Here is a 20,726-nt window from a genome sequence, read left to right as displayed (position 1 = left end):
AGTGCAGAATGTCCACTGCTGTCCCGGATGGCTCGGTTATGGGCATGAGGCCGCTGGGGAAGGCGTACCTCGTCCCACACTGGAGGTCCCGGTGACGACACGTGGAGTTCTGTACGTGCACTCCGCGCCACGCGCGCTGTGCCCGCACGTCGAGTGGGCAGTGGCGGGCGTCCTCGGCGTGCGCGTGAACCTGGACTGGATCCGCCAGCCCGCCTCTCCGGGCACCTGGCGGGCCGAGTTCTCCTGGCAGGCGGAAGCCGGCACCGCCTCCAAACTGGCGTCCGCGCTGCGCGGCTGGCACCTGCTGCGCTTCGAGGTGACGGCGGAGCCGTCGGCCGGCTCCGAGGGGGAGCGCTACAGCAGCACCCCCGAACTCGGCATCTTCCACGCCGTCACCGGCATCCACGGGGACATCCTCATCCCCGAGGACCGGCTGCGCGCCGCGCTCGCCCGCGCCCGCAAGGGCGAGGCCGACCTGGAGACGGAAGTCGCCAAGCTGCTCGGCAAGCCGTGGGACGACGAGTTGGAGCCCTTCCGCTACGCGGGTGAGGGCGCCCCCGTGCGCTGGCTGCATCAGGTCGTCTGACGTTCCGCCACCCGCGGCGGTGCCGTGGTGCCTTCCGGCGCCGGCGGACCGTCGCCGGCGCGTGCCGCGGCGCCGGGCCACCACACCGTGGGGCCGATGTCCCGTACCAGCGCGGGCAGCAGGAACGAGCGCACCAGCAGGGTGTCCAGGAGCACCCCGAAGGCGACGATGAAGGCGATCTGCACCAGGAAGGCCAGCGGGATCACCCCGAGCGCCGCGAAGGTGGCCGCGAGCACGACGCCCGCCGAGGTGATCACCCCTCCGGTGGCGGTCAGCCCGCGCAGGACGCCCCGCCGCGTGCCGTGGGCCAGCGTCTCCTCGCGGACCCGGGTCATCAGGAAGATGTTGTAGTCCACGCCGAGGGCCACCAGGAAGACGAAGCCGTACAGCGGCACCGAGGCGTCCGTCGCCGAGAAGCCGAACACGTGGCGGAAGACCAGCGCCGACACCCCCAGGGTGGCCGCGAAGTTGAGGGCCACCGTGGCGACCATCAGCAGCGGCAGCAGCAGGCTGCGCAGCAGTGCCCCGAGGATCACCAGGATGATCGCGAGGACGACGGGGACGACCAGGGTCCGGTCGCGCTCCGCGGTCCGCTGGGTGTCCAGCTGCTGGGCGGTGTATCCGCCGACCACCGCCTCCGCGCCGGGCACCGCGTGCACGGCCGTGCGCAGCCGCTGCACCGTGGCCTTGGCGGCGTCGCTGTCGGCGGCGTCGTCCAGCGTCACCTCCAGCAGGACCCGGCCGCCGGCGACGAGCGGCTCGCCCCCACCGGGGCGGCCCGAGGCGGTGCGCGGGGCGACGGAGTCGACCCCGGCGGTGCCGGCCGCGGCCCGGGTGACCTGGTCGAGCCGGTCCGCCTCCGCGATGACCACCGCGGGGTTCCCCGATCCGCCGGGGAAGTGCTCGCCGAGGACGCGCTGGGCGGTCACCGAGGGGGCCTGGTGGACGAAGATCTCGTCCAGCGGCACCCCGCGGGCGGTCAGCGCGGGGGAGAAGGCGGCGCAGCCCACAAGGACCAGCAGGCTCACGGCCCAGACCCGGCGCGGCGCGCGGTCCACCAGGGCCGCGATCCGCCGCCACACGCCCTCGCCCTCCGGGCGCCGCTCCCGCGGCCGGGCGGGCCAGTAGGCGGCGCGGCCGAGCAGCAGCAGCGCCGCGGGCAGGAAGGTCAGGCTGCTCGCGACGGCGCAGACGATCCCGACGGCGCCGACCGGGCCGAGGGCGCGGTTGTTGGTGAGGTCGCTGGCGAGCAGCGCGAGCAGGCCGAGGGCCACGGTGGCGGCGCTCGCCACGATCGCCCCGGCGGAGCGGCGCAGCGCGGCCCGCATCGCCGCGAACCGGTCGCCGCGGGCCGCGAGTTCCTCGCGGAAGCGGGCGGCCAGCAGCAGCGCGTAGTCGGTGGCCGCGCCGATGACGAGGATCGACAGGATGCCCTGGACCTGGCCGTCGACCCGGACGAGGCCGTGGTCGGCCAGGACGTAGACCACCCCGCAGGCCAGGCCGAGCGAGAAGACCGAGCCGGCGATGATGACCAGGGGCAGCAGCAGGGCGCGGTAGACCAGCAGCAGGATCGCCAGCACCACGCCGAGCGCGGTGAACAGCAGCAGCCCGTCGATGCCCGCGAAGGCGTCGCCCAGGTCGGCCTGCGAGGCCGCGGGTCCGGCGACGTGGGCGGTGGTCCCCTCGACGCCGACCGCGGTGTCCTGGATCCGGCCGACGGCGTCCCCGACGTCCCGGCCGAGGTCGGGGCGCAGCTGCACGACGCCCTGCAGGGCCCGGCCGTCCTCGGAGCGCACCGCGGGGGAGGGGCGCCCGGCCACACCCTGCGTACCGGACAGCGAGGCCAGGGCGGCCGTGGCGGCCTGCTGCTGGGCGTCCGTCACCGGGCCGCGGTCGGCGGTCCAGACGACGATCGCCGGCACCGTCCCGTTCCGGGTGAAGGCCGTCCGTTCGGTGACGGCCTTCGTGGACTCGGCGCTGCGCGGCAGGAAGGCCGCCTGGTCATTGGTGGAGACCTCGCCCAGCTTGCCCGCGTACGGGCCGAGGTTGCCCCCGATGCCCAGCCAGGCGACCAGCACCAGCACGGGCAGCAGCCAGCGGACGGCGCGCGGCAGGGATGTCATCGCTCTCTCCCGTGGGACGTGGAACCGGGGGATTCTCCCCCGCGAGGAAGGGTATATCTCAGCGATTGAGTATCTTGATAATCGAGATTATTTACGATGGGGGGGTGCCCGACAACCTCCAGGACGAGTCCCCGACCGGGCTGCAGGCCTTCGCCGTGCAGCTGCGCCGGATGAACGGCGAGTTCAACCGCATCGCGCAGGACTTCGCGCAGAGCCAGAAGCTGCACCACACCGACGTGCAGGCGCTGGTCGCGATCCTCGACGGCGACGGCCGGGGCGGCGCCATGACCCCCGGTCTGCTCCGCGAACGCCTCAACCTGACCTCCGGTGCCGTCACCGCCTGCCTCGACCGGCTCGAACGCGCCGGCCACATCCGCCGCACCCGCGACGCCGCCGACCGCCGCGTGGTCCATCTGGAGTACGCCCCGCGGGGCATGGCGGTGGCCCGGGAGTTCTTCCGCCCGCTCGCCCACGGCACCGACGCGGCACGCGCCCGCTTCACCGAGGACGAACTCGCAGTCGTGATGCGCTTCCTCGCCGCGATGAACGACGAGCTGACGGCCCTGCGCGCCCCCGTCCAGGACTGAGCGGCCGCCGTCAGGGCCCCGCCGCGCCCTCCCGGGCCGCCGCGGCTATGTTGCGCGCCATGCCGCCGAACACCACCGAGTGGAACGGCGACACGCTCCACCAGTACGCGTGGCCCGCCAGCCCGCGCGGGTGGAACAGCGCCCGCTGCCCGTAGACGGTGCGCCCGGCGCCGTCCCGGCCGGCCGTCAGCTCCAGCCAGGCCATGCCCGGCAGCCGCATCTCGGCGCGCAGCCGCAGCAGCCGGCCCGGCTCGATCTCCTCCACCCGCCAGAAGTCCAGCGAGTCGCCCGCCCGCAGGTGCGCCGCGTCCCGCCGCCCCCGGCGCAGCCCGACCCCGCCCACGAAGCGGTCGAGCCAGCCGCGCACGGCCCAGGCCAGCGGGAAGGAGTACCAGCCGTTGTCGCCGCCGATGCCCTCGATGACCCGCCACAGCGCCTCGGGGGACGCGTCCACCACCCGCGTCCGGCGGTCGGCGTAGAGGGAGCCGCCCGCCCAGTCCGGGTCCGTCGGCAGCGGGTCGCTCGGCGCGCCGGGCACCGCGGCCGACGACCAGCGGGTGACCACGTTCGCCTCCCGGATGCGCTGCAGCGCCAGGCGCAGCGCCTGCTCGACGCCGATCATCCCCTCGGGCGGGTCCGGCACCCACCGTGCGATGTCGTGGTCGCGGCAGACCACCTCGTACCGCAGCGACTCCGTCAGCGGTCGCGCGATGCCGGCGGGCACCGGGGTGACCAGGCCGACCCAGTGGCTCGACAGTCCCGGTGTCAGCACCGGCACCGGCACGATCAGCCGCTGCGGCAGCCCCGCCACCTCGGCGTACTTCAGCATCATGGCGCGGTACGTGAGCACGTCCGGGCCGCCGATGTCGAAGGCGCGGCTCACCTCGGGCGGCAGCGTCGCGCAGTCCACCAGGTAGCGCAGCACGTCCCGTACGGCGATCGGCTGGATCCGGGTGCCCACCCAGCGCGGGGTGACCATCACCGGCAGCCGTTCGGTGAGGTAGCGCAGCATCTCGAAGGAGGCCGAGCCGGAGCCGATGATCACCGCGGCCCGCAGGGCCGCCGTCGGCACGCCGGAGGCGAGCAGCACCCGGCCCACCTCGGCGCGGGAGCGCAGGTGCGGCGACAGTTCGCGCTCGGGCACCGCGGCGGGGGTCAGCCCGCCCAGGTAGACGATCCGCCGGACGCCCGCGGCCCGCGCGCGGGACCCGAAGACCTCCGCGGCCCTCCGGTCGGTCCGCTCGAAGTCCCGCCCGCTGCCCAGGGCGTGCACCAGGTAGTACGCGACGTCCACGCCCTCCAGCGCCGCCGCCACCGACCCGGGGTCCGTGACGTCGCCCTTGACGACCTCCACCTCGCCCGCCCAGGGGTGGTCGCGCAGCTTGCCGGGCGTACGGGCCAGGCAGCGCACCCGGTGCCCGGCCTCCAGCAGTTCCGGGACGAGGCGGCCGCCGATGTAGCCGGTGGCGCCCGTCACGAGGCAGGTGAGGCTCATCGCGGACTCCCCGCGTCACGGGCGTACGGGCCGGCCGCCGGCTCCGGCGGCAGCAGGGCGCGCAGCACGGTCGCCAGGGCCGCCAGCGCGGGCAGGGCCACCGTGAGCAGGAGCGGGACCAGTGGGACCAGCGCGGCCCGGGCGTGGTGTGCGGTCGGCGCGGTGCCCGTCGGGCCGGGGGCCGGGCGGGCGGCCGTTCGCAGACGCGGGCTCATCGCGCTCCTTCCGTTCCCGGGGCGGTCAGCGCGCCCGCCACCTCGGGCGGCAGCGGACGCAGCCGCAGCAGGCCGGCCACCAGGCGGGTCGTCAGGGCGTGCCAGGTCCCGGCGCCGCGCAGCATCGCGTGGTCGCCGCCCGGCACCACCAGGTGGCAGGCCCGGGCGCCCGCCTCCCGTGCCCGCCGCGTCAGGGTCAGTGAGCCCGCGGGGTCGGTGACCCGGTCCCGGTCGCCGTGCAGCAGCACCAGCCGGCGTCCGGCCAGGTGCCCCACCGGCTCGCCCTCCGGGCACCACGGCGCCAGCCCCACGACCGAGCCCACCAGCGGGTGCCCGGCCGCCCGCAGCGCCGCCCGGCCGCCCATCGAGTGCCCCACCAGCACCACGGGCACCTCCCCGGCCCGTTGCCGCAGCGCCTCCAGCGCCCGCAGCGCGTCCCGCGCGGCGTCCTCCCGAGCACCGTTCCAGCCGCGGTGCCGGTAGCGGACGCCCGCCAGCGCCACCTCGTGCCCGGCGGTGGCCCGGCCGATCGCGCGGACGAACGGACGCATCCGGGCCGCCGGGAGGTTCCACGGCGGGGGCGGTTCCAGGCCCTCCGCGCGGCCGCCGTGCAGCACCAGGACGGCGGCGCGGGGCCGCCGGGGCAGCACGTACGGGACCAGCGCCGGACGCGGCCCGCCGTCGCCCGCTTCGTCACCGTACGTCATCGGATCCGCCTCTCTCGTGCGCTCTCCGTCATTATCGGCCGCCCTTCGCGGCCCCGCCCGTCACGTGCCTCCACCCATGGATTCGCCGCCGCGGGCACGGTGGATTGCCCTACGGACCAATCCGCCCCGCCGCGGGCTCCGAACCACCCAGCAGGGAGAGGAACGCGACGAAGGGACGGAACGTGACCGACAGAAGGCGAAGGGTGGCCGTCGTGGGCAGCGGGGTCGCCGGGCTCACCGCCGCCTACCTGCTGCAACGGCACTGCGACGTATCGCTGTTGGAGGCCGACGACCGCCTCGGCGGACACGCCCACACCCACGACGTCCCCTCCTGCGACGGCAGGGTGACCGCCGTCGACAGCGGCTTCATCGTCCACAATGAGCGCACCTACCCCCACCTGCTGCGGATCTTCGCGGAACTCGGCGTCCCCACGCAGGAGTCGGAGATGAGCATGTCCGTCCGCTGCGAGGGCTGCGGACTGGAGTACGCCGGCGCCCGCGGCCCGTCGGGGATCTTCGCGCAGCCGCGCAACGCGCTGCGCCCCGCCTACCTGCGTATGCTGGCCGAAGTGCCCCGATTCCACCGCCTGGCCCGGCGGCTGCTCGCGGAGGGCGGTTCCGACGACACCGCCACGCTGGGGGAGTTCCTCGGCGCGGGGGAGTTCTCGGCGTACTTCACGGCCCATTTCATGACCCCCCTGGTGTCCTGCGTCTGGTCCTGCTCGCCGCGGACCGCGGCGCACTACCCGGCGGCACACCTCTTCCGCTTCCTTGACCACCACGGGATGCTCTCGGTCGGCGGCTCACCCACCTGGCGCACCGTCACCGGCGGCTCACGCGTCTACGTCGAGCGCATCGTCAAACGGCTCTCCGCGGTCCACACCGCAACCCCCGTGCGCGCCCTGCGGCGGCACGCCGACGGCGCCGACGTTGTCACCGACGACGGGGAGACCGAGACCTACGACTCGGTGGTCGTCGCCACCCACCCCGACCAGGCGCTGCGGTTGCTCGCCGACCCCACCGCGGACGAGCGCGCGGTGCTCGGCGCCATCCCGTACTCCCGCAACCCGACGCTGCTGCACACCGACACCGCGGTGCTGCCCCGCAACCGCGCCGCCCGCGCCTCCTGGAACCACCTCATGCCGTCCTGCGCCCCCGACACCGGCGGGGTCCGCGTCAGCTACGACATGAACCGCCTCCAGCGGCTGGACACCCCCGAGCGCCACATCGTCACCCTCGGCGACGACGGACGGGTCGACCCCGCCCGGGTCCTCGCCCGCATGGTGTACGAGCACCCCGTCCACACCCCCGGGTCGCTGGCCGCGCGACGGCGGCTGCCCGCCCTCGCCACCCCCGTCACCGTCTACGCCGGGGCCTACCACGGCTGGGGCTTCCACGAGGACGGCTGCCGCTCCGGCGCCGAGGCCGCCCGCCGGCTGGGGGTGATCTGGTGACCCCGGCCGGCCTGCCCGCGCAGGTGCCCGCCCTGTACGAGTGCACGATCACCCACGTCCGCACCCGGCCGCTGCGGCACGCCTTCACCCACCGCACCTACATGTGGCTCACCGACCCCGCCCGGCCGCCCCGGCTCCCCGCCGCGCTGCGGCCGCTCGCCCGCTTCGACCCCCGCGACCACTTCGGCGGACGGCACCCGACCGTACGGGCCGCCCTCGACGCCTACCTCGCCGCGCGGGGCGTCGACCTGCACGGCGGGCCGGTCCGGATGCTCTGCCACGCCCGGGTCCTCGGCCACGTCTTCAACCCGCTGACCCTGTACTGGTGCCACGACCCGGCCGGCGCCCTCGTCTGCGTCGTCGCCGAGGTCCACAACACCTACGGGGAGCGGCACGCCTACCTGCTGCACACCGACGAACGCGACGGAGCCCACGTCGCCAAGGACTTCCACGTCTCCCCGTTCTTCCCCGTCGACGGCGGCTACCGCATGCGGCTGCCCGAGCCGCACGACCGGCTGCACCTCACCGTCCACCTGGAACGCCCCGGTGGCGGCACCCCGTTCACCGCCACCGTGCGCGGCGAACGCCGCCCGGCCACCGCGCCGGGCCTGCTGCGCGCCGCCGCCCGCCACCCCTGGTCCACGGCCGCGGTGTCGGCCGGCATCCGCCGGCACGGCATCCGGCTGCTGCTGCGCGGACTGCCCGTGCAGCACCGTCCCGTCCACGCGCCCCAGGAGGGTTTCGAGTGACCACGTCCACCACGTCCGTCCCCCTCTCCGCCTCCGCCGCCGCCCGCGCCACCGGCGTGGACCCCCGCCGCCGGCCGGACGTCGCCGCACCACCACGCTGCTCCCGTCTGCGCGCCGCCGCCGCCGGCGCCGTCGTACGACGCGCCCTGAGCCGGCTGCCGCTGCGCTGCCGCCTCGGCGAGGGCGGCCCCGTCCTCGGCACGGGCGGTCCCGCCGTGCTGATCGCCGACCCCGAGGCCTTCCACCGCCGCGTCGGCACCGGCGGCCTCATCGGCTTCGGCGAGTCCTACATGGCCGGCGAATGGGACGCGCCCGACCTGACGGCCGTCCTCACCGTGCTCGCCTCGCACGTCACCGAACTCGTCCCACGGCCGCTGCAACGGCTGCGCCCCCTGTGGGCGCACCGGCAGCCCTCGGAACGGCGCAACACCCTCGACGGCGCCCGCGGCAACATCCACGCCCACTACGACCTGTCCAACGAGCTGTTCTCGCTCTTCCTCGACGAGACCCTCACCTACTCCTCGGCCGTCTTCCGCGGCTTCCCCGCCCGGCGCGCCCAACTGGCCGCCGCACAGCACCGCAAGATCGACCGGCTGCTCGACCTGGCACGCGTCGGCGAGGGCACCCGGCTGCTGGAGATCGGCACCGGCTGGGGCGAACTCGCCGTCCGCGCCGCCCGCCGCGGCGCCGAGGTCGTCTCCGTCACCCTCTCCGAGGAGCAGCGCCGGCTCGCCACGGACCGGATCGCCGCCGCGGGGCAGCAGGACCGGGCCACCGTCCGGCTGCGCGACTACCGGCAGGTGACCGGGAGCTTCGACGCCGTCGTCAGCGTCGAGATGATCGAGGCCGTCGGCGCCGAGTACTGGCCGGCGTACTTCACCGCCCTGGACCGGCTGCTCGCCCCCGGCGGCACGGTCGCCCTCCAGGCGATCACCATGCCCGACGAGCGCATGCTCGCCACCCGCGGCACCCACACCTGGATCCAGAAGTACGTCTTCCCGGGCGGCCTCATCCCTTCCCTGGAGGCGATCGACCGGACCCTCGACGAGCACACCGCGCTGCGCGTCGCCTCCTGCGACGGCTTCGGCCCGCACTACGCCGAGACGCTGAGGCTGTGGCGCGAGCGCTTCACCGAACGCGCCGCCGACGTCGCCGCCCTCGGCTTCGACGAGACCTTCCGCCGCATGTGGACCCTCTACCTCGCCTACTCCGAGGCCGGCTTCCGCTCCGGCTACCTCGATGTGGTCCAACTGCGGCTGACCCGTGGGGAGACCGGCAGGTGAAGGGCGCCGCGGACACCCTCGCCCCGCTGCTGGAGCGGTTCACGGGCGGCCCGCTGCCCGTACGGCTGCGGGCCTGGGACGGCAGCACCGCCGGGCCGCGCGACGCCCCGCTGGTCGTCCTGCGCTCCCGGCGCGCGCTGCGAAGACTCCTGTGGCAGCCCGGCGAACTCGGCCTCGCCGAGGCGTACATCACCGGCGACATCGACGTGCGCGGCGACCTCACCGAGGGGCTGCGCGCCCTGTGGCACGCCACCCGGGACGGCGGGCTGCGCCCTCCCCGGCTGACCGCGGGCGACCGGCTCCGCGCCGCCGGCGCCGCCTTACGGCTCGGCGCGGTCGGGCCGCGCCCACCCGCCCCCCGCGGCCGCGCCAGGCTCCACGGCACCCCGCACACCAGGAGCCGCGACCGGGCCGCCGTCAGCCACCACTACGACCTGTCCAACGACTTCTACGAACTCCTCCTCGACCCCTCCATGGCCTACTCCTGCGGCTACTGGACCCGCGACGACGACCCCACGTACGGCCTCGCCGACGCCCAGCGCGACAAGCTCGAACTCATCTGCCGCAAGCTGGACCTGCGCCCCGGCACGCGGCTGCTCGACATCGGCTGCGGCTGGGGCGCGCTCGCCCTGCACGCCGCCCGGACCCACCGCGCGCAGGTCCACGCCGTCACCCTCTCCGCCGCCCAGCGGGACTTCGTCCGGGAGCGGATCCGCCGGGAGAGGCTGGAGCAGTACGTCACCGTCGAACTGCGCGACTACCGCGACCTGGAGGGGGACGGCGGCTACGAGGCGGTCAGCGCGGTCGAGATGGGCGAGCACGTCGGCGACGAGCACTACCCGCGGTTCGCGGCCGCCGTCCACCGCATGCTGCGCCCCCGGGGCAGGGCACTGGTGCAGCAGATGTCCCGCGGGCGCGCCGCCCCCGGCGGCGGCGCCTTCATCGGGACGTACATCGCCCCCGACATGCACATGCGGCCGCTGGGCCGCACCGTGAACCTGCTGGAGGACGCGGGGCTGGAGGTCAAGGCCGTGGAGTCGCTGCGCGAGCACTACGTGCGCACCGTGCGGGCCTGGCTGGCCACCCTGGAGCGGCGCTGGCCCGACGTCGTCCTCCTGGCCGGCGAGGAGACCGCCCGTGTGTGGCGGCTGTACCTGGCGGGCGGCGCGCTGGCCTTCGCGGAACGCCGCATGGGCGTCGACCAGATCCTCGCCGTACGGCCCACCACCGACGGCACCGGCGCCCCGGCCGGCATGCCCGCCGCCTGGTACGCGGGGTGGTGAGGGCGATGGACGGCTTCCCCTGGGGCGCGTTCGGGGCGGGCGCGGCCGTGGCGGCCGGGGCCGCGCTCGCCGTCATGCTCGCCACCTTCGCCTTCGCGCTGTCCCGCGGCCGGCACCGCTACGTCGACGTCGCCTGGGGTGCGGCCTTCACGGCGGTCGCCGCGTCCGCCTACGGCATGTCCGCCGGGCACGGCGACCCGGCCCGCCGCGCGCTGGTGTTCGCGCTGACCGCCGTGTGGGGCCTGCGGCTCGCCGTCCACATCGCGCGCCGCGGGCGCGGCCACGGCGAGGACCCCCGCTACGAGGCCTTCCTGGCCAAGGCCCCCGGCAGCCGGGCCGCCTACGCCCTCCGCGCGGTGTACCTGCTGCAGGGCGCGCTCGTCCTGGTCGTCTCGCTGCCCGTCCAGGCCGCCTCGTACATCCCCGGCCCGGTCGGCCCGGCGGCCGTCGTCGGGGCGCTGCTCTGGCTCACCGGCCTGCTCTTCGAGGCCGTCGGCGACCACCAACTGGCCCGCTTCAAGGCCGACCCGGCGAACCGCGGCCGCATCATGGACCGCGGCCTGTGGAGCTGGACCCGGCACCCCAACTACTTCGGCGACTTCTGCGTCTGGTGGGGCCTGTTCGCGCTCACCTGCGACGCCTGGCAGGCCGCCGCGGCGTCGGCCGTCTCGCCGCTGCTGATGTCGTACCTGCTCACCCGGGGCAGCGGCAAGGCCCTGCTGGAGCGCCACATGGCGGACCGCCCCGGCTGGGCCGGCTACGCCGCACGCACCAGCGGCTTCTTCCCCCGGCCGCCGCGGGGGGCTGACCCGCCCCGGTGAGCGGCGCCCCGCGGCGCCGGGCCGAGCGCGGGGTGCCGGGTGGCCCGGCGGTCTGGTGCGGGGGTCCGCGGGCGGCAGACGCGTGCCGCGGCAAGGTGGACGGGCCCGGGCCGCGCTTTCGCCGAGCGTGGGGGTGCTGGATGGCCCGGCTGTCCGGCGCGGGGTGTGCGCGGGCGTTGCTGCGTGCCGCGGGCGCCGTGGCAGCGGGCCGGGTGCCGTGGCCGGGCGGGGCGGGTGGTCGGGCTGTCGGACGGTCGCGGGCGGCCTAAGGCGGGGTGCCGGGGTGGAACGGCTGTCCTGTCCGCGTGTTCACGACCGCGGAGGATGCCGCGTTTCCCGGGCGGACGGCCGCCCGTCCGCACGCCGGGCGATGCGGCTCACACCCCCGGGCCGCTACTTGCCGCGGGCGCCGCGGAAGCGGGCGAGGGCCTCGTCGAGGTCGACGAGGGGGGCGGGGTAGTCCAGGGCGGCGCGTTCCGCCTCGGGGAGCCGCCAGGGGCGGTGCACGGCGCTGCCCGGCACGTCGGCCAGTTCCGGCACCCAGCGGTGCACGTAGGCGCCGTCCGGGTCGAAACGGCGGGCCTGCACCAGGGGGTTGAGCACCCGGTTGGGGCGGGTGTCGGTGCCGGTGCCCGCCACCCACTGCCAGTTGAGCTGGTTGTTGGCGACGTCGCCGTCCACCAGCAGCTCAAGGAAGTGCGCGGCGCCGATCCGCCAGTCCACGTACAGCGTCTTCGTCAGGAAGCTCGCGGCCAGCAGCCGCGCCCGGTTGTGCATCCAGCCCTCGTGCCGCAACTGCCGCATCGCCGCGTCGATCACGGGGTAGCCGGTGCGGCCCTCGCGCCACGCGTCCGCCTCCGGGCCGTCGCCGCGCCAGCGGTCGCCGCGCGTGCGCAGGTCCCGGGAGGCGGCGTCGGGGCGGGCGGCGAGCACCTGGTGGTGGAACTCCCGCCACGCCAGCTGCCGTACGAACGCGTCCGCGCCGGGCCCGCCGGCGTCCCGGCCGCTGCGGACCAGTTCGGTGGCCGACAGACAGCCGAAGTGCAGGTAGGGCGAGAGCCGGGAGGTGGCGTCGCCCGCCAGGTCGTCGTGCCGGTCCTCGTACGCGGAGAGCCCCGACGCCCGCCAGGCCCGCCAGCGTTCGCGGGCCTCGGTCTCCCCGCCCGCGGGCAGCCCGGGCGAGGTGTCCTTCGGCGCCTCCGGGAGCGGGCGGGACGTCACGCCGTCCGGCACCCGGACGGTGCGGGGCGCGCCCAGCGGGTCGCGCAGGTCCACGGTCTCCCAGCGCCGGAAGTACGGGGTGAACACCCCGAAGCTGTCCTTGCCCGCCGGGGTCAGCGCACCGGGCGGGACCGCCGTCAGCACGGCGTCGTGCACCCGCAGTTCACGTCCGGCCCCGGTCAGCGCCTTCCGCAGCCGCTCCTCGCGCCGCGCGGCGTAGCGGCTCACCCCGGCGGCGATGTGCACCTGCCCGGCACCGGTCTCCTCGGCGACCCGGCAGGTCTCGCGTGCCACGTCCCCGCGGCGCAGCACGAGCCGTCCGCCGCGCTTCCGCAGCCCCTCGTCGAGGTCGGCGAGGCAGTCGGCGAGGAACGCGGCGCGGTTGGGCGCGGCGAAGCCCGCCGCCTCGATGGCCTCGTCGAGCACGAACAGGGGGACGACCTGTGCGGCGGAGCCGAGGGCGGCACGCAGGACGGGGTTGTCGTGCAGCCGCAGATCGGCGGTGAACAGGCAGATCGACGTCGTCGTCACGTCCGTTGCACTCCTCCAGGCCGGTGGTGCCGCCCGGCGAGCCTATGGCGCCGCCCGTTCCCACGCCGTGAGGCGCCCCGCCGCGTCGCGCTCCGCGACCCAGCAGGGGGCGCGGCGCGCCGACGGGTTGCCCGTGCCGGGCAGCGTTCCCCGGCGGTCCACGCGTCGGTGTGCCGCCTCGGCAGCCGGGCAGCCCGTGTCCACGCCCGCGGCGGGGCCGGTGCAGCGGCGTGCGGTGCGACTCGGCGGATGTGTGGCGTAACCCTCCCGGGGTTCGCCGGGCCGTGGGCCGGGAGGGAGCTCCACGGCCTCCTCCCGGCGACTTCGTTCCGCGGGCGCGTGGGCCGCGCATTCGGCCGGAGGGCCGTCTCGGGCAGTGTCACCCGGCGGATGCCGTACGAGTCGTGTGGCGGGCGTCCGGGTGCCTACGGGGCGCCCTCAGCGGCGGCCCGTGCCGCGCACCGCGCCCGGGGCGGGGCGGTGCGCGGCGGGGGTGCTACGCCGGGAAGGTCACAAGGGCCAGCGGGTCGGAGGTGGGCCGGGGGGAGCCGCCGGGGGGTTCGACGGTGATGCCCATGCCGGAGGCGCCGTCGACGGCGCCCTGGAGGAGGACGGCCTGGGTGGTGTCGCCACCGGACGGCTTGGGCATGAGGCCCGCGGAGCGCATCGTGTCGCCGTCGGCGTACCAGAGTTGGTAGACCCGGTCGCCGGTCAGCGCCGGCATGCCGTGGGCGAAGAAGACCGCGCGGTCCTGGCTGCGGGAGACGACGACCGTGCCGTTGGCGCCGCCCGCGAGCTTCGCGGAGGTCGTGACGGCGTCGGGCGCCGCCAGGACCCGGGAGATCTGCTCCGCCTGCGCCTGGGTCTGCCGGTTCTCCTGGCGCAGGTCGCCGAGTTGTTGCTGCTGCCAGACCGCGACCCCGCCCAGTGTCGCGGCTGCGGCGAGGCAGGCCGCCAGGGCGAAGCGGACGCGGCGCCGGGCGGGCTGCGAGGCGCGGCGGCGCGTCGCCCGGGCCGCGGCGCGGGGCGGCTCGGGCACCGACGGCGGCTCCTGCCGCACGTTGGCGATGAGCCGCATGACGTCGTCCTTCATACGGGGCGGGACGGGCTCGGCCGCCGCGAGCCCGAGCCGGGCGGCGGTCGCGCCCAGCTCGCGCACCTCCAGCGCGCAGGCCTCGCACTCCGCGAGGTGACGTTCGAACTCCGCGCGCTCGTGCCGCGTCAGCGCGTCGACGGCGTAGGCGCCGGTCAGGGTGTGCAGTTCGGCCTCGGTGCTCACGCGGTCACCCCCAGGCAGTCGCGCAGCCGGATCAGGCCGTCCCGGAGCCGGGTCTTGACGGTGCCCAGCGGCAGCGCCAGCAGTTCGGCGACCTCCCGGTACGTCAGCCCCCGGTAGTAGGCGAGGGTCACCGACTGGTGCTGCACCTCGGTGAGGGTGCGCATGCAGCGCCGCACCTGTTCGGCCTCCAGCCGGGCCTCGACCTGTTCGGTGACCTCGTCGTAGGCGGGGGTGCGCTCCAGCAGCGCCGCCTTGTGCTCGCGGTCGGCCGCCGCGTTCGCGGACCGCACCCGGTCCACGGCCCTGCGGTGGGCCAGGGTCATCACCCAGGTCATCGCGCTGCCTTTCTCCGGCCGGAAGCGGGCGGCGGTGCGCCACACCTCCACCAGCACCTCCTGCGTCACCTCCTCCGACTGCGCGGGGTCCCTGAGCACTCCGCGCACCAGCCCGAGCACCGGTCCGCTCACGGCGTCGTACAGCCGGGCGAAGGCCTCCTGGTCGCCGCGCGCGACGGCGAGCAGCAGCTCCGAGGGGTCCGGCCCCTGCCGTGCGGGCCTGCCGAACCGCAGCGGTTCCCTCACCACACCTCCAGCGTTCGATTCCGGGTGTCGCGGACAAGTGTCCCGTCCGGCATTCGGCGCCGCGAGCGTTTCGGATGGGTCCGTCGTACCGTGGCAGTCATGTCCGACACCACTTCAGCAGCAGTTCTGGGCACCGGGATCATGGGTGCCGCGATGGCCCGCAACCTCATCGGGGCCGGCCTCGACGTCCGCGTGTGGAACCGAACGAAGGAGAAGGCCGAGCCGCTCGGCAAGGACGGCGCACGCGTCGTCGACACCCCCGCGGAGGCGGTGGACGGTGCCGACGTGGTGGTGACCATCCTGCACGACGCCGACTCCGCCCTGGAGACCATGCGGCAGGCGGCGCCGGCGCTGCGGGAGGGCGCGGTGTGGGCGCAGTGCACCACCGCGGGCGTGGCCGCTCTCGGGGCGTTCGCGCAGTTCGCACGAGAGCACGGCGTCGTCTTCCTCGACTCGCCCGTGCTGGGCACCCGGCAGCCCGCGGAGAACGGGCAGCTCCTGGTGCTGGCCGCCGGGCCGCAGGAGGCCCGGCAGAAGGTGGCGCCGGTCTTCGACGCGATCGGCAGCCGCACCGTGTGGGTGGGGGAGGACGCGGCGGAGGGCGCCGCCAGCCGCCTCAAGCTGGTCGTCAACAGCTGGGTGCTGACGATCACCCACGGCACGGCCGAAGCCCTCGCGCTCGCGAAGGGCCTCGGCGTGGACGCAGCGGACTTCCTCCAGGCCGTCTCCGGCGGCCCCCTCGACATGGGCTATTTGCGGGCGAAGTCGGCGGCGGTCCTGGCCGGCGACTTCACCCCCAGCTTCGCCGTGCACACCGCGGAGAAGGACGCCCGGCTGATCGTGGAGGCCGGCGAGTCCGCCGGGGTCCGGCTCGACGTCATGGCGGCGGGCGCCGAGCGCTTCCGCCGCGCGGCCGAGCTCGGGCACGGGGCGGAGGACATGGTGGCCTCGTACTTCGCGAGCTTCGAGAAGTGATCACCCGATGTGCGGGAAGAGGCTGGTGAAGGACGCCGCCGCCTCGGCCGGGTCGCGCCCGAAGGGGGCGTCCAGGTCCCAGATGAGGAAGAGCAGGAAGGCGATCAGGGCGCTGTAGAGCCCGGCGAGGACGAGTTCCCGCCGGGAGCGCCGGATCTGCAGGCTGAAGATCAGTCCCACCGCGACGAGGGCGCCGGTGACCAGGCCGAACCACACCACCCCCGGCATGGTCGGTCCGGCGTTCTCGCCGCGTGCGGTGCGCGCGTCGTCGGCGGCCGCGACCTGGTCGACGACCGGCTGGTACGCCTGGTTGGCCAGCGGGGTGCGCGGTTCGAAGTCGGTCACGTCGCGGCGCACCTTGTCGAGGAGCTCCGAGCCGCGCCCGGTGTTCTCCCCGTGCTTGATCATGTAGGGCAGTTCGGTGTGCGCGACGTAGGAGACGTACGCGTCCACGTCGGCGCGCACCTGGTCGCGGACCTCGGCCGGGTAGACCTGGACCCGCTGCCGCACCTCGTGCAGGGCCTGGGTCTCGCGGTGGAAGGTGTCCTCGGCACCCCCGCGGGCCTCCCAGACGCCGGCGATGGCGAGGCCGAGGACGATGGCGTACACCACGCCGATCATCATCGTCATGTACTCGATGACGTCGGGGGTCTCCGAGGGGTCGTCGTCGTCCCCGATGCGGCGGTGGTTGATGAACACGATGGTCAGCACCACGGCGCAGGCCGCGGCCATCGCGATGCCCAGGACGAGCCAGTCCGACATCGATCACCTCCGGGAGCGGGCTTGGGAGCGGGGTTTGAGCGCCGCGGCGGACAGGACCGCCGGGGCGGTGACGAGCAGCATGAGCTGGACGATGCTCGGCCCCTCGGGCGGGGGCGGCGCGCTCGCCTTGCGGTAGGCGACCACCGGGAGTTCCGCGCGGGGCGTCGGCGTCGGCGTCGGCGTGGGTGTCGGGGTGGGGGTCGGTGTCGGTGTCGGTGTCGGTGTCGGGGTGGGGGTGGGCGTGGGTGCCGGGGCCGGTGCGCGGCGCACGGGGCGGGCGGGGGTGGGGCGCGGCGCCGGCCCGCAGGGGTGCCGCCAGGACACCGAGCCCCGCGAACCGCCGCCGTCGGTGCGGGCGTTGACCGTCGACTCGTACGCGGGACAGTGCCGTCGCCGGACGGTCGCGGACGAGCCGCCCTTGCCCGTGCGGGCGTCCACGGTGTCCCCGCCGTGCGAGACCCGGGCCCGGGTCTCCCCGTCACGTGTCTCCACCCGGACGGCCCCGCCGCCGGTCTCCACCCGCACGGTGCCGTCGGGCAGGAACCGGACCACGGGCGGCCCCGGTGGCCCCGGTGGGTCGTGCGCGTACGCCGTCCCCCCGGCCGCGCCCGGCACCAGCACCGTCAGCGCCGCGGCCGCCGTGAGGCCGGCCCCCCTCAGCCAGATGCTCATGGACACGATCCTGCGCGGGGCCGGGCGCGCCCATCCGGGGGATGCGGCCAATCCCCCCGAAGGGCTGATTCGTCAGCTCAGGACACGCCGCAGCGCACGCCGGGCGCGGTCGGGGGCGCTCCGGTCCCCGAAGAGCTGGACGGCGTGGTTGAGCGAGAAGTAGATCCCGTTCAGCTCGAAGACCAGCTGCTCCGGGTCGGTGTCCGGGGGCAGTTCGCCGTGCTCCACGGCGGCCCGGATGTCGCGGGTCAGCCGGCGCCGCCAGACGCTGTAGAGCCGGGCGACCGCGTCCCGGACCGGCCCCTCCCGGCCGTCGAACTCCACGGCGGAGGCGGTGAACAGGCAGCCGCCCGGGAAGGCCTCGCGCTCGCGGTCCAGGTAGGTCACCCAGGCCTCGCAGATCGCGGTCAGCCGGGCGAGGCCGGGGGCGGCCCCCGACGCGGGCACCCACACGGCGCGCGTGAAGATCTCCGAGGCCCGCCGCAGCGCGGCGATCTGCAGGGCCTCCTTGGTACCGAAGTGCCCCAGCAGCCCGGACTTGCTGATCCCGAGGTCGGTCGCGAGCCGGCCGATCGTGAGGCCCTCCAGACCCTCCACGGAGGCGACCGCGACGCTGCGTTCGATGATCCGCTCACGGGTGTGGCGCGCCTCGGCGGCGGACTTGCGTGGGCTCATGCGCCCATCGTAGCCACCCCTCCGCCTTTAGAGTCCGATCGATCGGTCGCTATAGTTCCGGCATGACTGCATCCCGCATCGCCGCCCTGGGCCACCACCAGCCGCAACGCGTCCTCACCAACGACGACTTGGCCACCATGGTCGACACCAGCGACGCCTGGATCCGGCAGCGCACCGGCATCGCCACCCGGCACATCGCCGACGAGGACGAGTCGGTCGCCGACATGGCCGTGGCCGCCGCGGGCAAGGCCCTCGCCACCGCGGGCCTGGACCCCTCCGAGGTCGACCTGGTCGTCGTCGCCACCTCCAGCGCCGTCGACCGCAGCCCCAGCACCGCCGCCCAGGTCGCGGCCCGGCTCGGCATGACGGCCCCCGCCTCCTACGACCTCAACAACGCCTGCGCCGGCTTCACCACCGCGCTCGCCGCCGCAGACCACGCCGTACGGGCCGGCGCCGCGCGCCACGCCCTGGTCGTCGGAGCCGAGAAGATGTCGGACCTCACCGACTGGACCGACCGCAGCACCTGCGTCCTGCTGGGTGACGGGGCCGGCGCGGCCCTGGTCAGCGCCGCGGACGCCGCTCCGGGGGCGCTCCCCGGCATCGGCCCGGTCGTGTGGGGCTCGGACCCCACCCGCGCCGACGCCGTACGGCTGGCCGGCGCCTGGCAGCCCCGCTTCGCCCAGGACGGCCAGGCGGTTTTCCGCTGGGCCACCACGACCCTCGCCCCGGTCGCCGAGGAGGCCTGCCGGCGTGCCGGTGTCACCCCCCGCGAGCTCGGCGGCATCGTGACGCACCAGGCCAACCTGCGGATCATCGAGGCCGTCGTGAGCCGGTTGGACGCCCCGCAGGCGGTCGTGGCGCGTGACGTCGTGGACTCCGGGAACACCTCGGCGGCCTCCGTGCCGCTGGCCTTCGCCAAGCTCGTCGAGCGGGGCGAGCTCACCCCGGGCGCTCCCGTGCTGCTGCTCGGTTTCGGCGGCGGGCTGTCCTGGGCCGGGCAGGTCGTCGGCTGCCCCTGACCCGGGGACGGCAGAGGGCCGGTCGGCCGCGCGAGCGGCTGACCGGCCCTCAGGGGTGCCGTACGGCTCAGGCGCTCTTGAACGCCATGACGACGTTGTGGCCGCCGAAGCCGAAGGAGTTGTTGACGGCCACGATCGGGCCCTCGGGCAGCTTGCGCGCCTCGGTGGAGACCAGACCGGGGTCGATCTCGTCGTCCAGGTCGTCGATGTTGATCGACGGCGGCGCGAGCCGGTGGTGCAGGGCGAGGACGGTGGCGACCGTCTCGATGCCGCCGGCGCCGCCCAGCAGGTGACCGGTCATCGACTTGGTGGCCGAGATGGCCACGTGGTCCAGGTGGTCGCCGAGCACCTTGCGGAGCGCCTTGACCTCGGCCACGTCACCCTGCGGGGTGGAGGTCGCGTGCGCGTTCAGGTGGACGATCTGCGCCAGGTCCAGGCCGGTCGCGGCGATCAGCTGCTCCAGCGCGGCGGCGATGCCGCGGCCGGTGGGCTCCGGCTGCGCGATGTGGTGGGCGTCGGACGACAGGCCCTGGCCCAGCACCTCGGCGTAGACCCGGGCGCCGCGCCGGGCGGCGTGCTCGGCCGACTCCAGCACCACGACACCCGCGCCCTCGCCGAGGACGAAGCCGTCACGGCCCTTGTCGTACGGGCGGGAGGCGCCCCGCGGGTCGTCGTTGTTCTTGGACATCGCCATCATGTTGGCGAACGCGGCGATCGGCAGCGGGTGCACGGCCGCCTCGGTGCCGCCGGCCACGACGACGTCGGCGCGGCCGGAGCGGATCATCTCGTACGCGTAGCCGACGGCCTCGGCGCCGGAGGCGCAGGCGCTGACCGGGGTGTGCACACCGGCGCGGGCGTTGACCTCGAGGCTGACGTTGGCCGAGGGGCTGTTGGGCATCAGCATCGGCACGGTGTGCGGGGACACCTTGCGCGGGCCGGAGTTCTTGAGGTTGTCGTACTGGTCGAGCAGTGTGGTGACGCCGCCGATGCCGGAGGCGATCACGGTGCCCAGGCGGTCGGGGTCGACCGAGCTGTCCTCGCCGGCCTTGGCGGTGAAGCCCGCGTCGGCCCAGGCCTCGCGGGTGGCGATCAGCGCGAACTGCGCCGAACGGTCGAGCTTGCGGGCGACCGGGCGGGGCAGGACCTCCAGCGGCTCCACGGCGATCTGCGCGGCGATGCGCACCGGCAGCTCGGCGGCCCAGTCCTGCTCCAAGGGGCGTACGCCGGAACGTCCGGCGGTCAACCCTTCCCAGGTCGACGCGCTGTCCCCGCCCAGCGGAGTGGTTGCGCCGATACCGGTGACGACCACGGTGTGATTGGTCGGGCTCACAGGGATTGTCTCTCCACGTCTAGAAGGGCGGGCGACAGACACGTCGTCCAGGGGTGGCTCAGGCTCAGGCCTGGGCCTTGAGGATGTAGTCGACGGCGTCGCCGACGGTCTTCAGCTGCTTGACGTCGTCGTCCGGGATCTTGACCTCGAAGCGCTCCTCGGCGGCGACGACGACCTCGACCATGGACAGCGAGTCGACGTCCAGGTCGTCGGTGAAGGACTTGTCCAGCTGGACGTCCTCGGTCGGGATGCCGGCGATCTCGTTCACGATCTCCGCGAGACCCTCGACGATCTCTTCCTGGGTGGCCATGGCGGCGCTCTCCTTCTTCGTGCTGGTTACTACGGGCTGCGGCGGGCGGGAGTGCGCGCCGCGTGGGT

General features: G+C 75.2%; 21 protein-coding genes. 9 read left to right on the top strand and 12 right to left on the bottom strand.

What is annotated here, in order from left to right:
* Window positions 1-91 precede the first annotated feature (91 nt).
* On the top strand, window positions 92-586 hold the full coding sequence (locus tag ACZ7MY_RS01760; protein WP_499598721.1) for a DUF3145 domain-containing protein: 495 nt from the start codon (window positions 92-94) through the stop codon (window positions 584-586).
* Here the strand turns inward: ACZ7MY_RS01760 and ACZ7MY_RS01755 are convergent.
* The gene (locus tag ACZ7MY_RS01755; protein ID WP_499598720.1) at window positions 574-2,709 is read right to left on the bottom strand and encodes an MMPL family transporter; all 2,136 of its coding nucleotides are present in this window, start codon (window positions 2,707-2,709) and stop codon (window positions 574-576) included. The genes ACZ7MY_RS01760 and ACZ7MY_RS01755 overlap by 13 nt on opposite strands.
* A gap of 170 nt (window positions 2,710-2,879) precedes the next feature.
* Between ACZ7MY_RS01755 and ACZ7MY_RS01750 the strand changes: the two genes are divergently transcribed.
* Window positions 2,880-3,296: a MarR family winged helix-turn-helix transcriptional regulator gene (locus ACZ7MY_RS01750; protein WP_499599335.1), complete on the top strand. Its 417-nt coding sequence runs from the start codon at window positions 2,880-2,882 to the stop codon at window positions 3,294-3,296.
* Window positions 3,297-3,306: 10 nt separating this feature from the next.
* Here ACZ7MY_RS01750 and ACZ7MY_RS01745 read toward each other — a convergent pair whose 3' ends face one another.
* The 3 genes from ACZ7MY_RS01745 to ACZ7MY_RS01735 are packed head-to-tail and all read right to left on the bottom strand — an operon-like array spanning window position 3,307 to window position 5,713.
* On the bottom strand, window positions 3,307-4,791 hold the full coding sequence (locus ACZ7MY_RS01745; protein WP_499598718.1) for an SDR family oxidoreductase: 1,485 nt from the start codon (window positions 4,789-4,791) through the stop codon (window positions 3,307-3,309).
* A complete protein-coding gene (locus ACZ7MY_RS01740) occupies window positions 4,788-5,006 on the bottom strand; it encodes a hypothetical protein (RefSeq protein WP_499598716.1) in 219 nt (72 codons plus the stop codon). Before ACZ7MY_RS01740 ends, ACZ7MY_RS01745 begins: the two co-directional genes overlap by 4 nt.
* The gene (locus ACZ7MY_RS01735; protein ID WP_499598714.1) at window positions 5,003-5,713 is read right to left on the bottom strand and encodes an alpha/beta hydrolase; all 711 of its coding nucleotides are present in this window, start codon (window positions 5,711-5,713) and stop codon (window positions 5,003-5,005) included. Before ACZ7MY_RS01735 ends, ACZ7MY_RS01740 begins: the two co-directional genes overlap by 4 nt.
* A 182-nt stretch (window positions 5,714-5,895) precedes the next feature.
* Between ACZ7MY_RS01735 and ACZ7MY_RS01730 the strand changes: the two genes are divergently transcribed.
* The 5 genes from ACZ7MY_RS01730 to ACZ7MY_RS01710 are packed head-to-tail and all read left to right on the top strand — an operon-like array spanning window position 5,896 to window position 11,303.
* Window positions 5,896-7,167 (top strand): NAD(P)/FAD-dependent oxidoreductase, encoded by a 1,272-nt coding sequence (locus ACZ7MY_RS01730; RefSeq protein WP_499598712.1) that lies wholly within the window; start codon window positions 5,896-5,898, stop codon window positions 7,165-7,167.
* The gene (locus ACZ7MY_RS01725; RefSeq protein ID WP_499599333.1) at window positions 7,161-7,916 is read left to right on the top strand and encodes a DUF1365 domain-containing protein; all 756 of its coding nucleotides are present in this window, start codon (window positions 7,161-7,163) and stop codon (window positions 7,914-7,916) included. Before ACZ7MY_RS01730 ends, ACZ7MY_RS01725 begins: the two co-directional genes overlap by 7 nt.
* A complete protein-coding gene (locus ACZ7MY_RS01720; RefSeq protein ID WP_499598710.1) occupies window positions 7,913-9,199 on the top strand; it encodes a class I SAM-dependent methyltransferase in 1,287 nt (428 codons plus the stop codon). The genes ACZ7MY_RS01725 and ACZ7MY_RS01720 overlap by 4 nt, the downstream gene beginning before the upstream one ends.
* The gene (locus ACZ7MY_RS01715; protein ID WP_499598708.1) at window positions 9,196-10,482 is read left to right on the top strand and encodes a class I SAM-dependent methyltransferase; all 1,287 of its coding nucleotides are present in this window, start codon (window positions 9,196-9,198) and stop codon (window positions 10,480-10,482) included. The genes ACZ7MY_RS01720 and ACZ7MY_RS01715 overlap by 4 nt, the downstream gene beginning before the upstream one ends.
* A gap of 5 nt (window positions 10,483-10,487) precedes the next feature.
* Window positions 10,488-11,303 carry a DUF1295 domain-containing protein gene (locus tag ACZ7MY_RS01710; RefSeq protein ID WP_499598706.1) on the top strand — a complete coding sequence of 272 codons (816 nt, stop codon included), beginning with the start codon at window positions 10,488-10,490 and terminating at the stop codon, window positions 11,301-11,303.
* Between the two features lie 393 nt (window positions 11,304-11,696).
* Here ACZ7MY_RS01710 and ACZ7MY_RS01705 read toward each other — a convergent pair whose 3' ends face one another.
* From ACZ7MY_RS01705 to ACZ7MY_RS01695, 3 genes are all read right to left on the bottom strand, one after another.
* Window positions 11,697-13,055: a cryptochrome/photolyase family protein gene (locus ACZ7MY_RS01705; protein WP_499598704.1), complete on the bottom strand. Its 1,359-nt coding sequence runs from the start codon at window positions 13,053-13,055 to the stop codon at window positions 11,697-11,699.
* A 496-nt stretch (window positions 13,056-13,551) separates the two neighbouring features.
* Window positions 13,552-14,334 carry an anti-sigma factor gene (locus ACZ7MY_RS01700; protein WP_499598702.1) on the bottom strand — a complete coding sequence of 261 codons (783 nt, stop codon included), beginning with the start codon at window positions 14,332-14,334 and terminating at the stop codon, window positions 13,552-13,554.
* On the bottom strand, window positions 14,331-14,915 hold the full coding sequence (locus ACZ7MY_RS01695) for a sigma-70 family RNA polymerase sigma factor (RefSeq protein ID WP_499599331.1): 585 nt from the start codon (window positions 14,913-14,915) through the stop codon (window positions 14,331-14,333). The genes ACZ7MY_RS01700 and ACZ7MY_RS01695 overlap by 4 nt, the downstream gene beginning before the upstream one ends.
* Window positions 14,916-15,014: 99 nt before the next feature.
* Between ACZ7MY_RS01695 and ACZ7MY_RS01690 the strand changes: the two genes are divergently transcribed.
* A complete protein-coding gene (locus ACZ7MY_RS01690) occupies window positions 15,015-15,890 on the top strand; it encodes an NAD(P)-dependent oxidoreductase (RefSeq protein ID WP_499598701.1) in 876 nt (291 codons plus the stop codon).
* Here the strand turns inward: ACZ7MY_RS01690 and ACZ7MY_RS01685 are convergent, their stop codons facing one another.
* The 3 genes from ACZ7MY_RS01685 to ACZ7MY_RS01675 all read right to left on the bottom strand — a co-directional run bounded on the left by ACZ7MY_RS01685 (window position 15,891) and on the right by ACZ7MY_RS01675 (window position 17,999).
* Entirely contained in the window at window positions 15,891-16,652 is a 762-nt protein-coding gene (locus ACZ7MY_RS01685) for a bestrophin-like domain (RefSeq protein WP_499598699.1), read from the bottom strand. It lies immediately after the preceding gene.
* Between the two features lie 3 nt (window positions 16,653-16,655).
* Window positions 16,656-17,324, bottom strand: coding sequence for a hypothetical protein (locus ACZ7MY_RS01680; RefSeq protein ID WP_499598698.1), 669 nt, complete (start codon window positions 17,322-17,324; stop codon window positions 16,656-16,658).
* Window positions 17,325-17,396: 72 nt separating this feature from the next.
* Entirely contained in the window at window positions 17,397-17,999 is a 603-nt protein-coding gene (locus ACZ7MY_RS01675; protein ID WP_499598697.1) for a TetR/AcrR family transcriptional regulator, read from the bottom strand.
* Between the two features lie 62 nt (window positions 18,000-18,061).
* On the opposite strand from ACZ7MY_RS01675, the gene ACZ7MY_RS01670 reads away from it, so the two are divergent.
* Window positions 18,062-19,018, top strand: a complete 957-nt coding sequence (locus tag ACZ7MY_RS01670) for a beta-ketoacyl-ACP synthase III (RefSeq protein ID WP_499598695.1) — start codon at window positions 18,062-18,064, stop codon at window positions 19,016-19,018.
* 67 nt (window positions 19,019-19,085) lie between these two features.
* Here the strand turns inward: ACZ7MY_RS01670 and fabF are convergent, their stop codons facing one another.
* Window positions 19,086-20,348, bottom strand: a complete 1,263-nt coding sequence (gene fabF, locus ACZ7MY_RS01665) for a beta-ketoacyl-ACP synthase II (protein ID WP_499598694.1) — start codon at window positions 20,346-20,348, stop codon at window positions 19,086-19,088.
* A 64-nt stretch (window positions 20,349-20,412) separates the two neighbouring features.
* Window positions 20,413-20,658 carry an acyl carrier protein gene (locus ACZ7MY_RS01660; protein WP_018556746.1) on the bottom strand — a complete coding sequence of 82 codons (246 nt, stop codon included), beginning with the start codon at window positions 20,656-20,658 and terminating at the stop codon, window positions 20,413-20,415.
* Window positions 20,659-20,726 lie beyond the last annotated feature (68 nt).

The sequence above is a fragment of the Streptomyces sp. NPDC111520 genome (assembly GCF_055635295.1).
This window is presented reverse-complemented; position numbering and strand designations above follow the sequence as displayed.

Bases quoted from the DNA above. Each gene is read 5' to 3' on its own strand.
- ACZ7MY_RS01660 (WP_018556746.1), bottom strand. From the start codon at position 20,658: ATGGCCACCCAGGAAGAGATCGTCGAGGGTCTCGCGGAGATCGTGAAC.
- ACZ7MY_RS01710 (WP_499598706.1), top strand. From the start codon at position 10,488: ATGGACGGCTTCCCCTGGGGCGCGTTCGGGGCGGGCGCGGCCGTGGCG.
- ACZ7MY_RS01735 (WP_499598714.1), bottom strand. From the start codon at position 5,713: ATGACGTACGGTGACGAAGCGGGCGACGGCGGGCCGCGTCCGGCGCTG.
- ACZ7MY_RS01690 (WP_499598701.1), top strand. From the start codon at position 15,015: ATGTCCGACACCACTTCAGCAGCAGTTCTGGGCACCGGGATCATGGGT.
- ACZ7MY_RS01745 (WP_499598718.1), bottom strand. From the start codon at position 4,791: ATGAGCCTCACCTGCCTCGTGACGGGCGCCACCGGCTACATCGGCGGC.
- ACZ7MY_RS01675 (WP_499598697.1), bottom strand. From the start codon at position 17,999: ATGAGCCCACGCAAGTCCGCCGCCGAGGCGCGCCACACCCGTGAGCGG.
- ACZ7MY_RS01755 (WP_499598720.1), bottom strand. From the start codon at position 2,709: ATGACATCCCTGCCGCGCGCCGTCCGCTGGCTGCTGCCCGTGCTGGTG.
- ACZ7MY_RS01685 (WP_499598699.1), bottom strand. From the start codon at position 16,652: ATGTCGGACTGGCTCGTCCTGGGCATCGCGATGGCCGCGGCCTGCGCC.
- ACZ7MY_RS01680 (WP_499598698.1), bottom strand. From the start codon at position 17,324: ATGAGCATCTGGCTGAGGGGGGCCGGCCTCACGGCGGCCGCGGCGCTG.
- ACZ7MY_RS01750 (WP_499599335.1), top strand. From the start codon at position 2,880: ATGAACGGCGAGTTCAACCGCATCGCGCAGGACTTCGCGCAGAGCCAG.
- ACZ7MY_RS01670 (WP_499598695.1), top strand. From the start codon at position 18,062: ATGACTGCATCCCGCATCGCCGCCCTGGGCCACCACCAGCCGCAACGC.
- ACZ7MY_RS01740 (WP_499598716.1), bottom strand. From the start codon at position 5,006: ATGAGCCCGCGTCTGCGAACGGCCGCCCGCCCGGCCCCCGGCCCGACG.